Origin of the sequence: Aminobacter ciceronei (assembly GCF_014138625.1) — a bacterium.
Classification (GTDB): Bacteria; Pseudomonadota; Alphaproteobacteria; order Rhizobiales; family Rhizobiaceae; genus Aminobacter; species Aminobacter ciceronei.
This window is the reverse complement of the sequence record NZ_JACJHY010000020.1, coordinates 46,557-59,028: the sequence shown is the minus strand read 5'-3', so window position 1 is coordinate 59,028 and position 12,472 is coordinate 46,557. Positions and strand designations below refer to the sequence as shown.

At 64.2% G+C, this 12,472-nt stretch carries 15 protein-coding genes and 1 tRNA gene; 3 read left to right on the top strand and 13 right to left on the bottom strand.

Annotated features, from left to right (window positions below):
* Window positions 1-207: 207 nt before the first annotated feature.
* The 11 genes from HNQ95_RS20010 to HNQ95_RS19960 form a co-directional block, all read right to left on the bottom strand.
* Window positions 208-540 (bottom strand): hypothetical protein, encoded by a 333-nt coding sequence (locus tag HNQ95_RS20010; protein WP_154385777.1) that lies wholly within the window; start codon window positions 538-540, stop codon window positions 208-210.
* Window positions 537-1,424, bottom strand: a complete 888-nt coding sequence (locus tag HNQ95_RS20005; RefSeq protein ID WP_154385776.1) for an NAD(P)-dependent oxidoreductase — start codon at window positions 1,422-1,424, stop codon at window positions 537-539. The genes HNQ95_RS20010 and HNQ95_RS20005 overlap by 4 nt, the downstream gene beginning before the upstream one ends.
* The gene (locus HNQ95_RS20000) at window positions 1,421-1,903 is read right to left on the bottom strand and encodes a gluconokinase (protein WP_154385775.1); all 483 of its coding nucleotides are present in this window, start codon (window positions 1,901-1,903) and stop codon (window positions 1,421-1,423) included. Before HNQ95_RS20000 ends, HNQ95_RS20005 begins: the two co-directional genes overlap by 4 nt.
* Before the next feature lie 22 nt (window positions 1,904-1,925).
* Window positions 1,926-2,681, bottom strand: a complete 756-nt coding sequence (locus tag HNQ95_RS19995) for an SDR family oxidoreductase (protein ID WP_154385774.1) — start codon at window positions 2,679-2,681, stop codon at window positions 1,926-1,928.
* 10 nt (window positions 2,682-2,691) lie between these two features.
* Entirely contained in the window at window positions 2,692-3,723 is a 1,032-nt protein-coding gene (locus HNQ95_RS19990) for an L-idonate 5-dehydrogenase (RefSeq protein WP_154385773.1), read from the bottom strand.
* A 10-nt stretch (window positions 3,724-3,733) separates the two neighbouring features.
* The gene (locus HNQ95_RS19985; protein WP_154385772.1) at window positions 3,734-4,681 is read right to left on the bottom strand and encodes a 2-hydroxyacid dehydrogenase; all 948 of its coding nucleotides are present in this window, start codon (window positions 4,679-4,681) and stop codon (window positions 3,734-3,736) included.
* 69 nt (window positions 4,682-4,750) lie between these two features.
* Window positions 4,751-5,482: an amino acid ABC transporter ATP-binding protein gene (locus HNQ95_RS19980; protein WP_154385771.1), complete on the bottom strand. Its 732-nt coding sequence runs from the start codon at window positions 5,480-5,482 to the stop codon at window positions 4,751-4,753.
* 59 nt (window positions 5,483-5,541) lie between these two features.
* On the bottom strand, window positions 5,542-6,333 hold the full coding sequence (locus HNQ95_RS19975; RefSeq protein WP_246340898.1) for a transporter substrate-binding domain-containing protein: 792 nt from the start codon (window positions 6,331-6,333) through the stop codon (window positions 5,542-5,544).
* Between the two features lie 62 nt (window positions 6,334-6,395).
* On the bottom strand, window positions 6,396-7,052 hold the full coding sequence (locus HNQ95_RS19970; RefSeq protein ID WP_154385769.1) for an amino acid ABC transporter permease: 657 nt from the start codon (window positions 7,050-7,052) through the stop codon (window positions 6,396-6,398).
* A 1-nt stretch (window position 7,053) separates the two neighbouring features.
* Window positions 7,054-7,740: an amino acid ABC transporter permease gene (locus HNQ95_RS19965; protein WP_154385768.1), complete on the bottom strand. Its 687-nt coding sequence runs from the start codon at window positions 7,738-7,740 to the stop codon at window positions 7,054-7,056.
* A 43-nt stretch (window positions 7,741-7,783) separates the two neighbouring features.
* Window positions 7,784-8,416 carry an HD domain-containing protein gene (locus HNQ95_RS19960; RefSeq protein WP_154385767.1) on the bottom strand — a complete coding sequence of 211 codons (633 nt, stop codon included), beginning with the start codon at window positions 8,414-8,416 and terminating at the stop codon, window positions 7,784-7,786.
* A gap of 107 nt (window positions 8,417-8,523) precedes the next feature.
* Between HNQ95_RS19960 and HNQ95_RS19955 the strand changes: the two genes are divergently transcribed.
* Entirely contained in the window at window positions 8,524-9,423 is a 900-nt protein-coding gene (locus tag HNQ95_RS19955; RefSeq protein ID WP_154385766.1) for a LysR family transcriptional regulator, read from the top strand.
* Window positions 9,424-9,840: 417 nt separating this feature from the next.
* Here the strand turns inward: HNQ95_RS19955 and HNQ95_RS19950 are convergent.
* Window positions 9,841-9,917 (bottom strand) — tRNA-Arg (locus tag HNQ95_RS19950).
* 223 nt (window positions 9,918-10,140) lie between these two features.
* Here HNQ95_RS19950 and HNQ95_RS19945 point away from each other — a divergent pair.
* Window positions 10,141-10,728 (top strand): IMPACT family protein, encoded by a 588-nt coding sequence (locus tag HNQ95_RS19945; RefSeq protein ID WP_067955160.1) that lies wholly within the window; start codon window positions 10,141-10,143, stop codon window positions 10,726-10,728.
* Between the two features lie 261 nt (window positions 10,729-10,989).
* Complete coding sequence (locus HNQ95_RS19940) at window positions 10,990-11,391, top strand: (R)-mandelonitrile lyase (protein WP_182575117.1); 402 nt, start codon at window positions 10,990-10,992, stop codon at window positions 11,389-11,391.
* Window positions 11,392-11,415: 24 nt separating this feature from the next.
* Here HNQ95_RS19940 and HNQ95_RS19935 read toward each other — a convergent pair whose 3' ends face one another.
* Complete coding sequence (locus HNQ95_RS19935; RefSeq protein WP_312870956.1) at window positions 11,416-12,387, bottom strand: D-alanyl-D-alanine carboxypeptidase family protein; 972 nt, start codon at window positions 12,385-12,387, stop codon at window positions 11,416-11,418.
* Between the last annotated feature and the right edge of the window lie 85 nt (window positions 12,388-12,472).

The window sequence follows — 12,472 nt, the reverse complement described above, 5'->3', positions numbered from 1 at the left end:
TTTGCTCAACAGATGTCGCTTTCAAATGCTTTTTGACGATTTGGAGGCGTTGACCTCCCCCGTAGGCCCGTCAGCGTTGGGAATCGGCTACCGAATTGGCCTCGCCCTAACAGCCGGTAGGCATCGGCGGCCGGTCGCTGAGAACCAACCGCCGGCGTCCGCTATCCGCGGTCTTGTAAGGACCTCGAGCCGACGACCTTTTTATGCTCAAAGATTGTATTCATTGGCGAGTGTCACATGATGGTGGATGCGGCCGTCAAAGAATTCGGCAAGGACTGCTTCGGTCGCCGCGCGGGCTTCGGAGCGGACGGGGCTCGCCAGAGCTTCTTCCACGGCCTCCAGGCTCGGATAGTCGATGGCGAGGATCATCGGCAGTTCCGGTGCGCCCTCGTCGCGGGCTTCCGCAAAGGAGACACGCACGCCGGTCGCGCGCGGGAAGGCCCGCCACTTCGGCAGGATGCGCTCGATGACGGCCTTGCGGAAGGCTTCGGTTTGGCCGTGCTTCACCTTGCCCTCAAACAGTGCGTAACGGGTGATCATTCAAAATTCTCCTTGTTCGGTCCCCGGAAAAATTCCATCAGCGCGGCTTGGTCCTCGCCGCCGAGGCCTGCGGCCGTCAGCATACGGTGGATTTCGGCGCAGGCCGCCGTCAGCGGCATGGCCGTGTTGGTGCGCCGCGCAAGATCCTGCGCGCCGGAAAGGTCTTTCACCATGTTGTCGATGCGCCCAGTGCGGCGGTAATCCCTCGCCACGAAGCGCGGCATGTATTCCTGCAGGATGGCACTGTCGGCGCGCCCACCCTTCAGGGCCTGTGGGATCTTTGCTGCATCGACGTCGGCGTCGAGCGCCAATTGGGTGGCTTCCGCAACGGCAAGGAAGCCGAGGCCGCAGAGCACCTGGTTGATCAGCTTGGTCGTCTGGCCCGCGCCGACCGGTCCCATATGGGTATAGTTGCTAGCGACGTGCTGGAGGACCGCATACGCGTCCTCTACATCCTTGGCCGCGCCGCCTGCCATCAGCGTCAGCTCGCCGACGAGCGCCTTCGGCGCGCCGCCGGAAAGCGGGCTGTCAACCCAGCGCAGACCCTTTTCGGCCGCCGCCACCGCCAGCTCTTTCGTCGCGTCCGGATCGATCGAGGACATGTCAATGATCAGCGTGCCGGGCCTGGCGCCGGCCGCTACGCCTGCCTCGCCGAAGACCGCGCGGCGCACGATGGCGGGGGCGTTGAGGCTGAGGATCACGTAGTCGCTGGCGGCGGCGGCCTCAGCGGCCGACGCGGCGGCGAAGGCGCCCTTGTCGACCAGTGCCTGCATCTTGTCCGGCCCGGGGTCGAAGACGGTGATGCGATTGCCGGTCTCGGCCAGCCGCGTGCCGATGGCGCCCCCCATGGCGCCTGCGCCGATCAGCGCTACCCTTTTGGTCATGTCCGGATCTCCTCCAGTCTGGCCGCGATGGCGGCGACGATCGCCTCCAGCGGCTTGTCGATATCGACGGTTATGGCGTTTTCGTCTGCCGCCGGCGGCTCCAGTGCCGCGAACTGGCTGTCGATGAGGCTTGTCGGCATGAAGTGTCCGGCCCGCGCGGCCATGCGCGAGGTGATCAGCTCCCGGCTGCCGGCGAGGTGCACGAAGGCGACGGGCGCGCTGGCCTCTTGTCGGATATGGTCGCGGTAGCGGCGTTTCAGCGCCGAGCAGCCGAGGATGATGATGCCGTCCGGGTCGGCGAGCTTTTGCCCGACCAGCGTCAGCCATGGCCAGCGGTCGTCGTCGGCGAGCGGTTCGCCGCGGCTCATCTTGGCGATGTTTGCCGGCGGATGCAGATCGTCGCCGTCGAGATAGGTCGCGCCGATGCGGGAGGCCAGTGCCGAGCCAACGGCGGACTTGCCGCAGCCGGCGACGCCCATCAGGACGATACGCCTGGTTGCCTCAGAGCGAGGACGTGATGCCGCCGTCGACATAGAGCGTGTGTCCGTTCACAAAGGAGGAAGCATCGCAAGAGAGGAAGATACAGGCGCCGACCAGTTCCTCCACCTTGCCCCAGCGGCCGGCTGGCGTGCGCTTCTCCAGCCATTCGGAGAAGTTGGCGTCGGCGACGAGCGCGGCGTTGAGCGGCGTGTCGAAATAACCGGGCGCAATCGCGTTGCATTGCAGGCCATGCTTGGCCCAGTCCGTCGCCATGCCCTTGGTGAGGTTGCCGACGGCGCCCTTGGTGGCGGTATAGGGCGCGATGCCCGGGCGGGCGAGTGCGGTCTGGACGCTGGCCATGTTGATGATCTTGCCTGCACCGCGCGCGATCATGTGGCGCGCGACGGCCTGGCCAACATTGAAGACCGTCGAGATATTGGTCTTCAGCAGGCGCTCGAACGCGTCGGCCGGAAAATCCTCCAGCGGCGTGCGGTGCTGCATGCCGGCATTGTTGACGAGGATGTCGATGGCCCCGACTTCCGCCTCGAAGGCGTCGATCGTCTTGCGCACGGCCTCATGGTCGGTGGCGTCGAAGGCGAGCGTGTGCTTTGCGCCGAGACTATCGGCGGCCGCCTTCAGCTTGGCTGTGTCGCGGCCGTTGAGGACGATCTCGGCGCCGGCCTCGGCAAGGCCCTTAGCCAGCGCATAGCCGATGCCCTGCGAGGAGCCAGTAACAAGGGCGCGCTTGCCCGTCAGGTCGAAAAGTTGCGTGCTCATGGGCTTGTCCTCAAGAGAATGCGATCTGCGTCTTCATCGACTGGCTCTTGTCCGAGGCGATCTCGAAGGCCTGGAGCGCATCGGCGAGCGGCAGCGTATGGGTGATCAGCGGCTTCACGTCGATGAAGCCGCCCTGCATCAGTTTCACCGCAATCGCGAATTCCTCATGGAAGCGGAAGGAACCGCGCAGGTCCAGTTCCTTGGCAGTGATCGCCATCATGGGAAGGCTCATCTCGCCGCCAAGCCCGAGCTGGACGATGTCGCCGCGCGGGCGCAACGCCTGGATCCCGGCGACGAGTGCGGGCTGGGCGCCTGAGCATTCGTAGAGGACATCGAAGTATCCCTTATTCGCGCTGAACGGAACGAGGCCGTCGCGGTCTTCCGAGAGGTTGATCGTGCGGTCCGCGCCGACGGCGCGAGCAAAGCCGAGCGCCCGTTCGGACAGGTCGGCGGCGACGATCTCGGCTGCGCCGGCCCGCCGTGCGGCGAGGATCGACAGCGTGCCGATCGGCCCGCAGCCGGTGACGAGCACGCGCTTGCCAAGCATCTCGCCGGCCCGGCGCGTGGCGTGCAGCGTCACGGCGAGCGGTTCGGCCATGGCGGCTTCGCAGGCCGAAAGCCCGTCCGCCTTCACGCACTGGGCGGCCTTGGCGACAAGGCGTTCACGGAAGGCGCCCTGGATGTGCGGGAATGGCATGGCCGATCCGTAGAAGCGCATGTTGAAGCAATGGTTCGGCAGGCCCTTCAGGCAGTAGTCACAGGCGCCGCAGGGCCGCGAGGGCGAGACGGCGACGAGATCGCCGACGGCCAGCCCGGACACGCCTTCACCCAGGGATGCGACGTGGCCGGAGACCTCGTGGCCGAGGATCATCGGCTCCTTCAGCCGCACCGCACCGAAACCGCCGTGGTTGTAGTAATGCAGGTCCGAACCGCAGATGCCGCCCGTCGCAAGGCGGATCTCCACCTGGCCGGGACCGGGCGCCTCGACGGCGCTGTCCTCGAGGCGCAGGTCTTTTGCTGCGTGGATGACGATGGCTTTCATCGGGTCGCCCTCACAGAACCGGGGTCGGCAGCGGCCGGCCGTCGAAATTGGCCGATAAGTTGTCGAAGACGAGCTGGCCCATCGCTTTGCGGGTCTCCATCGTGCCCGACGCCATGTGCGGCTGGAGCAGCACGTTGTCGAGGGCGAGAAAACGTGGGTTGAGGTTCGGCTCGCCGTCGAAGACATCGAGCGCGGCGGAACCGAGCGCCTTCGTCTCCAGTGCGTCGAGCAGCGCTTCCTCGTCGATGTTGGAGGCCCGGGAAATATTGATCAGCATGCCCTCTTGGCCGAGCGCTTCGATAACCTTCCTGCCGACGATATGACGGGTCTCGGCCGACGCTGCGAGCGTGACGAACAGGAAGTCGGAGCGTGCGGCAAGTTCGACCGGATCGGCGACAAAGGTCCAGTCCCTGGCAAAATCCTTCGGCCCCATATCGCTGTAGGCGATGTCCATGTCGAAGCCGGCGAGGCGCTTGGCCACCTCGTAGCCAATTCGGCCGAGGCCGAGTACGCCGGCGCGCTTGCCATGCACACGGCTCTTCAGCGGATAGAGACCCTTCTTCGCCCAGTCGCCGCTCTTGACCCATGTCTCGCCGCCTATTACGCCGCGCGCCTGCGCGAGCATCATCGCAATCCCGAGGTCGGCGACGTCCTTGGTAAGCACATCAGGCGTGTTGGTGACGCGGATGCCGCGCTCGCGCGCCGCGGCAAGGTCCACCGCGTCATAGCCGACGCCGTAGACGGAGATCACTTCCAGCTTCGGCAGCGCTTCGATCATCGCACGGTTGGCACCGAGCTCACCACGCGTGGCGATGCCGCGGATGTTTTGGCCGTGCGTCGCGAGGAAGGCCTCCTTGTCGGCCGCCTCGAAATAGCGGTGCATGGTGAAGGCTGCGTTCAGGCGCTCCTCGTCCCACTCAGGGTACGGGCCAACCTGTAATACCTCGATCTTAGGCATGGGGACTCCTCCGGCAGAGCGTTTCTGCCGATTATGTAAGACAATGGGTGGACGAACGGCTGCGCGGGCTCAGCCTACTTCCGAACGCAGAAAGGCCTGAAGTTCCGGCGTCTTCGGCGCGGAGAAGAATTCGGCGGAGGGACCTTCCTCGTGGATGACGCCGTCCTTCATGAAGATCGTCCGGTTGGCGACGCGCCGGGCGAAGCCCATTTCGTGCGTCACGAGGAGCATAGTCATGCCGTCACGCGCGAGGTTTTCGATGACGGCGAGCACCTCCCCGGTGAGTTCCGGGTCAAGCGCCGACGTGACTTCATCGAACAGCATCACCTTCGGCTGCATGGCCAGCGAGCGGGCGATGGCGACGCGCTGCTGCTGGCCGCCCGAGAGCATGTCCGGATAGGCCTCGAAGCGGTCGCCGAGCCCGACGAGCGCGAGGCAGCGCTTGGCCTCCGCGCGCGCGGCGTCCTTGCCCATGCACTTCACCTGGACCGGGGCGAGCATGATGTTCTCGCCGGCAGTCAAGTGCGGGAAGAGGTTGTAGCTCTGGAAGACGATGCCGACGTCGCGCCGGAGCTGGCGAAGTTCGGCGGGCTTACGCGACATGCCGTGGCCGGCCACCTCGATCTCGCCTGAATCGACGCTTTCGAGGCCGTTCAGGCAGCGCAGGAAGGTGCTCTTGCCGGAACCGCTGCGGCCGATCAGGGCGACGACTTCGCCGCCTTCGACGGTCAGCGACACGCCCTTCAGCACTTCCAGCGCGCCAAAACTCTTGCGGATATTCTTTGCGACGACAACGGACATGATAGACCTCTCGATCAGTGGTCGGGGCGCCAAAGGGGCGCCCCTTGGCTGTTTTGGGATCAGAACGACGGCAGTTCCGGGATCGGGGTCTTCATCCACTTCTCGTAGATCGCGGAGAGTTCGCCGCTCTGCTTGTGGACGAAGAGCACTGTGTTCACCCAGTGCAGAAGGTCGGGATCGTTGCGGCGCAGGCCAACCCCGTAGAAGCTCTGGAGATAGGTCGTCTTCTCCTCGAAGCCGCTATCGGGATAGCGTTCCTGAAGCTGCGCCGCGATGTAGTTCACCGTGCCGATGGCATCGACCTGGCCGGAGACGAGCGCGTTCAACGTCGTGCTGTCGTCGTCGAAGCGCACCAGTTCCATGCCCTCGATCTTGGCAGCGGAAAGGATCTTTTCGTGTGCCGTGCCTCGCGGGACGCCGACGCGCTTGCCTGCAAGGTCGGCGAGGCTTTTGATCACTGTTCCCTTCGGCGCGATGATCACCGACTTGTGGCCGCCATAGGGATTGGAGAAGGCGACCGACAGCGCGCGCTCGGCATAAATGCCGAAGCTCGCGACGACGAAATCGACCTTGCCCGTCTGAAGCGACGGGATGCGGCTCTGGCCGGTGACGGGCACCAGTTCCAGCTCGACGCCTAGGTCCTTCGCCAGAAGCTCGGCGACGTCGACATCCAGCCCGTCCGGCTGCATCTCCTCATTGGTGATGCCGAAGGGCGGGACGGACAGGTCGACACCGATCAGGACCTTCTTGCGGGCGATGATGTCGTCGAGGGAGGAAGCCGACGCCGTTGCGGCGCCGACGGTGAGTGCAAGAAGCCCGACGAGGGGCAGGAGAAGGGATTTCAGGCGCATGGTCATCCTCACAGTTCTAGAGTTCCGGTTGGTAGGACAGCCTTCTGCGGGCCGTTGGGTGATCAGGTTCCCGCGCCCCGGCGGGCCGTACGCCGCTCAAGCCAGAGGCTGAACTGGGTGAGCGGGAAGCAGACGGCAAAATAGAGGGCGGCGACGCTCAAAAAGGCTTTGAGCGGTTCGAATGTGGCATTGCTGACGAGCTGCCCGGCGCGGGTGATCTCGATGAAGCCGATGATCGAAGCGAGCGACGTCTGCTTGATGATCTGCACCAGGAAGCCGACGGTGGACGGCAGGGCGAGACGGATCGCCTGGGGCGCGATGACGAAGCGCAGCGTCTTGTAGGGCGTCAGCGCCAGCGCATCGGCGCTTTCCCACTGCGCCTTGGGGATAGCCCTCAGCGCGCTTTCCCAAATGGCGCCGAGGAAGGCACTGGAATTGATGGTGAGCGCAATGGCCGCCGCCGTCAGCGCCGCGATCTCGATGCCGAAAAGCGACGGCGCATAGTAGCACAGGAACAGCAACACCAGCAGCGGCAGGCCCTGGATCACCTGCATGTAGAAGCTCGTGATCGTGCGCAACGTCCGGCTGCGAGCGATGCGCAGCAGCGCCAGCACGATGCCCATGATGCCGCCGCCGACGAAGGCGAGGACGGTCAGCGACAGCGTCCAGCGCAGTGCATAGACAATGAAGAGGAATTCGGGGGAGCCGAACGTGCGCATCTCATGCCCTCCCGAGCAGGCGGCGGCGGAGCCGCGTGAAGACCATGAGGCCGGCAAGGTTCAGCACGGCGCGGAAGGCGAAATTTAGGGCGACATAGACCACGGCGACGACCAGGTAGATTTCCATCGTACGGAACGTCTCAGAGCTTGCGATCATCGCGGCCCCCGTCAGGTCCTCGACGCCGATCACCGAGACGAGGCTGGTCGACAGCATCAGGAGCACGCATTGCGAGACGACCGGCGTGAATACCTTTTCCAGTGCAGGTGGCAGGATCACGAAGCGCAGCGTCTGGAAATAGGTGAGGCCGAGGCTTTCCCCCGCCTCCACCTGGCTGCGGTGGGTGGCCTCGATGCCGCCGCGCACGATCTCCGCGACATAACCGCCATTGTTCAGCACCAGGGCAATGAAGACGGAGGTGAGCGGCGTCAGCCGAACCCCGATGTTCGGCAATCCGAAGAAGATGACGAAGATCTGCACCAGCAGCGGCGTGTTGCGCACCACCTCGACATAGAGGCGAACGAGGAAGCGCGGAAACGGCGAGGACGAGGTCGACATCACCGCGCAGAAAATCCCGAGCGCGATGCCGCCGAATATGCCGACGAAGGACAGGCCGACCGTCAGCCACAGCCCGCTGACGATTTGCGGCAGGTAGTTCAGCAATGGGCCGAACTGGAACGTGTAGTCCATCTCAAACCTCGGCTTTCCCCTCGGGCGGTTCCTTTTCGGCTTCCTACTGCATGCCGATCGGTCGGACCCGCAAGTTCGGGCCGGCGAAACCGATCGTTTCCGGATGGCAGAGATCGAGAGCCGCCGCGACATGCCACCAGGCATGATCGGCCTGACGGATGATGTAGCATTCCGTGCTATGGCCGATATGCGCGCCTTCGAGCGAGTGCCCCATGCAGATATGGCCGATTTCTTCCGGCAGGCCGACCGACAAGCAGACATGGGTGCCATATGCGGAATGGCGGAAGGACGGTTCGCCGTAGCGGTCGCCGCGCTCGCGCCAGCGCCTCAGGTTGATCGGATCGAACTCCCAGGTCTTGCCGATATCGTGGCAGAGCCCGCCGGCGAGAATGATGTCGCGGTCGACCTTGGCCTCGGGATAGGTCTTGTCGAACTCGTCGTAGATCGCTAGCGCGAGGCGCGTGACGCCTCGCAGATGCGCGTCCTGCGTGCCGCGCTTCAGCGCAAATACTTTCGGGCTGCCCTCGCCCGGAATGTCGATGACCCGATCGAAGGACGAGCGCTCCAGGGCGAAAACCCACGCGTCCACTACCTTTTCCCTCAGTTCGTCGGAGCGGATGTCCGCGATCTCCGGAAGGTCCTCGAGAATGTGCTCCCGTGAAATGGTCTTGTACATTGTCTCACCGCGTTTCTGATGTGGATGAGATGAGCCTAGGCGGTGTTGAAATCAAAATCTAATTGGGATATTTGTCGTCATCGATAGAAAACTTCTATGCATGAGCGATGACCCTCAGCTTCTCCGCCCTTGAATCTTTCTACTGGGTTTCGCAGTTGCGCAGCTTCAGTGCGGCGGCGGAGAAGCTCAACGTCACCCAGCCAACGATCTCCTACCGCATCCGCGAGCTGGAGGAGCAGCTCGGCGTGTCGCTGTTCGTGCGCCAGAAGCGCCAGCTCCTCCTCACCAGCGAAGGCGAGGCTCTGAAGCACTATGCGGAATCGATGATCGCGATCGCGCGGGACATTGAATCCAACATCAAGACCCGCAACACCGGCCTGCCGACGCTCAGGGTCGGCGTCATCGACAGCTTCGCCGCCGTCTGCCTGCCCGCCCTGCTCGACGAACTCGACAACCGCTTTTCCGGCACTCGCATCGCCGCCACGGTGGATACCAGCCATAGGTTGGCCGACCAGCTCTCGGAAGGGCTGCTGGATATCGCAGTGCTCTCGACGCCTCCATCACACGACAATGTCGCGCTCGAGCTTCTCGGGCGTCAGAGCGTCGACTGGATCGCGAGCCAGAAGCTCCAGCTGCCGCAGACAACCGTCTCGGATGGGGAGCTGCTGCGCCAACGCATCTTCGCCACGCCGGCACCGTCGAACCTCCATTCGCTGACCATCGGAGCGCTCGCCGCGACGGCCGGTGGCGGACTGCGCCTAAATGTTTGCAACAGCCTCGGCACCATCCTTAGGCTGGTGGAATCGGGGACCGGCATCAGCATTCTGCCAACGCGCCTACTTCAAGAGCAGATCCGGCTGGGTATGATACAGGTTCTGAAAACGCATACGATTCTCCCCCTGCAGGAAGTCTTCATCGGCACGAACAAGGGGGCGATCGTGCGCGCCTTGCCTCAGGTGGCGCAGATGATCCGCAAGGTAAGCGCGAGCGTCGGCTTCTGCAATTGATGGAGGATTAGACCAAGTCCGGGTTCATCAGCACCGAGAGAGCGGCGGTGGTGCCGACCGTCTCCCCTCATCGTCTCTGTGACTGTGGCCCTTCCGGGATAGACTCCGGAACCCTTTGCTCAACCCATGCAGCGAAGTCAGAATGGCGCTGCGACGAGTGGAGAGAAAGGCAGTAGCGCTCTAACGCTACCATCATCAACCACATCAATCTCATGAGCCGATGCATCCTATTCGCCTCGAAATGGGCGGCCATCAGTCGCCGCCCTATCGTCGAGCAGACTTCGTTGGCATTTATCCACAGGAGGGTGCGTTGAAATTCGTACGGTCTCTTGTGCTTCCGTAGTGCTTCCGCGCAAAAGCCGCTAGGACGCTCGTTAAAATCGGCATCGACTAACTGTCTGATATTTATGTTTAAAATGGCGCACCCGACAGGATTCGAACCTGTGACCTCTGCCTTCGGAGGGCAGCGCTCTATCCAGCTGAGCTACGGGTGCTCGTCCGCGGCAGGCCGCGAACCACGCCCGGCGCACCGGACGACGCGCGTTCATAACCGATGCCGCGGCGGGCGGCAACGGGGGGTAGTGGCAAATCGCTATGCCCGGCACCTGCAAATCGCAGCATCACCACTGCCTCCGCCTTGGGACAGCCTAACGTGCCATTCCGCTCGCACGGCGCAATTGACGGCCACCCGCCCGGCATTGTCTAACGCCACCAGACATGTTCACGCTCGCTCAACCCGAAACCTTCGCCCAGGACATCAAGAAGAGCCGCTTCCTGGCTGCTGCTGGGCCGGTGGCGGACGAGGTGGCGGCGAAGGCGTTTGTTGCTGCCCATTCCGATGCCGGGGCCAACCACAATTGCTGGGCCTGGCGCATCGGCCAGAGCTATCGCTTCAGCGATGATGGCGAGCCGAGCGGCACGGCCGGCAAACCGATCCTTGCGGCGCTCGACGGTCAGCACCTCGACAATGTCGCCGTCGTCGTCACGCGCTGGTTCGGCGGCATCCTGTTGGGTAGCGGCGGGCTGGTGCGAGCCTATGGCGGCACTGCGGCCGCCTGCCTGCGGGCGGCCGCCAAGACCGAGATCGTCATCTCGGTCGAAGCGAAAATCACCTGCGGCTTCGCCGATCTGGCGATCGTTCAGGCAAGGCTCGCGGCCCAGTCGGGCGTGCGCATCGTTGCCGAGACCTTCACCGCGACCGGTGCCGAATTGAAGGTGGCGCTGCCCGAGGCCGACGTCGAAACGATCGTGCGGAAGATCGCCGACCTGACCAGCGGGCGGGCGATCGTCGCCCTACCGGACTGAGGCCGCTTCGATCGGTCTGGGCCGACTGCCGCGGCCAAACGGTACGACTGCTGCCTGACCTTGTCGGAGAGATGCGAGGCGACGTCCATCAACGCGGCATTCCCGTCCGCAATATGCGTGAGTAATCCCGTCCGCAATGCTTGCTGGAACAATACTCCATGAAAAGCGTGCAGTGGTTTTCCGTCCGGAATAGCGTAGCAACGGAAATGAGGCTCCGCGCTCCGAAGAGGCCGGGCAGGCAAGACCACAGGAGACAAAAAGATGGACATCAAACGCAGCGGTTCGCGGCCTTCGGCGACGCCCTCGCCCGACTATTTCACCGGCGCGGTGCGCCAGGATCCGGTCATCGAGGCGCCGGCGCCGGCGCGGCTGCGCGCCGTCACCGTCACCTTCGAGCCGGGCGCGCGCACGGCCTGGCACACCCATCCGCTCGGCCAGACACTGGTCGTCACCTCAGGCCTCGGCTGGGCCCAGGTCTGGGGCGGCAAGGTCGAGGAGATCAGAACCGGCGACGTGGTATGGTTCGCGCCCGGCGAAAAGCACTGGCACGGTGCCTCCGCGGCAACGGCCATGACCCACATCGCGCTGCAGGAGGCACTCGACGGCCGTGCCGTCGACTGGCTCGAGCACGTCACTGACGATCAGTACACCGCGCCGGCCTGAGCCGCGCGGCACCAACCCGTCTGGCTACTGGATTTCGCCCATCGGCACGGGCGCGTCGCCCTGCTGGATGGTCGCTGACGTGTCGACCGGCATAGGCATGCCGGGGGCAGCGGGTGCCGGCAAGGGTGCTGCCAATGCGGTAGCCGCCGGCGCCGGGGTGAACATCTGCGACGCCAGGCTGCCGCCGGCAGCCTGCGGCATGTAGCGCACGATCATCTCCTCGACCTGGGCGTTGCGCTTGCGCGCCGTGTCGCCACCCATGACGACGATCACCAGCTTGCGGCCGTCGGCCTGCACGGAGGTGACAATGTTGAAGCCGGAGGCCCTGATGTAGCCGGTCTTGATGCCGTCGACGCCGTTGACCCGGCCGAGCAGGTCGTTGTGGCCGCGGATACGCTTGCCGCGGAAATTGAAGTCGGTGGCCGAAAAGTAGTAATAATGTTGCGGGAAGTGCTTGCGCAGCGCCATGCCGAGCACGGCCATGTCGCGCGCCGTCGTCCGCTGCTGCGCATCGGGCAGGCCCGAAGCGTTGCGGAAGACGGTACTGGTCATGCCAAGCTGACGCGCCTTCGCCGTCATCTGTCGGGCAAAACCTTCTTCCGAACCGCCGAGATATTCACCGACGGCCACGGCAACGTCATTGGCCGACTTGGTCGCCAGCGCCCGGATTGCCGCATCGAGCTCGATCTGCTCGCCACGCTTGAAGCCGAGCTTGGACGGCGGCTGCGAGCGCGCATTCTCCGACAGCGGAATGAACGTCGTCTTGGCGACGCGACCCTGCTGCATCGCTTCGAAGGTCAGATACAGCGTCATCATTTTGGTCAGCGAAGCGGGATAACGCGGCGCCGTCGCATAGGCCTGGTATAGCGTGCGCCCGTTGGAGGCGTCGACGACGATGGCCGCAAACTTGTCGGGCGCAGCGGCTTGCGGCGCGACATTCAGCGTCTCCGAAGTGGCGCAGCCGGTGACAAGCGTGACCACGGCAAGCAGCGCCACGATAGTGCGCCACAGCCCAGACCACAGAGACCGGGGAAGTCTGAAAGGCGGCAAGAAAGAGTGGGTCTGGGCTAACAAGAAAAGA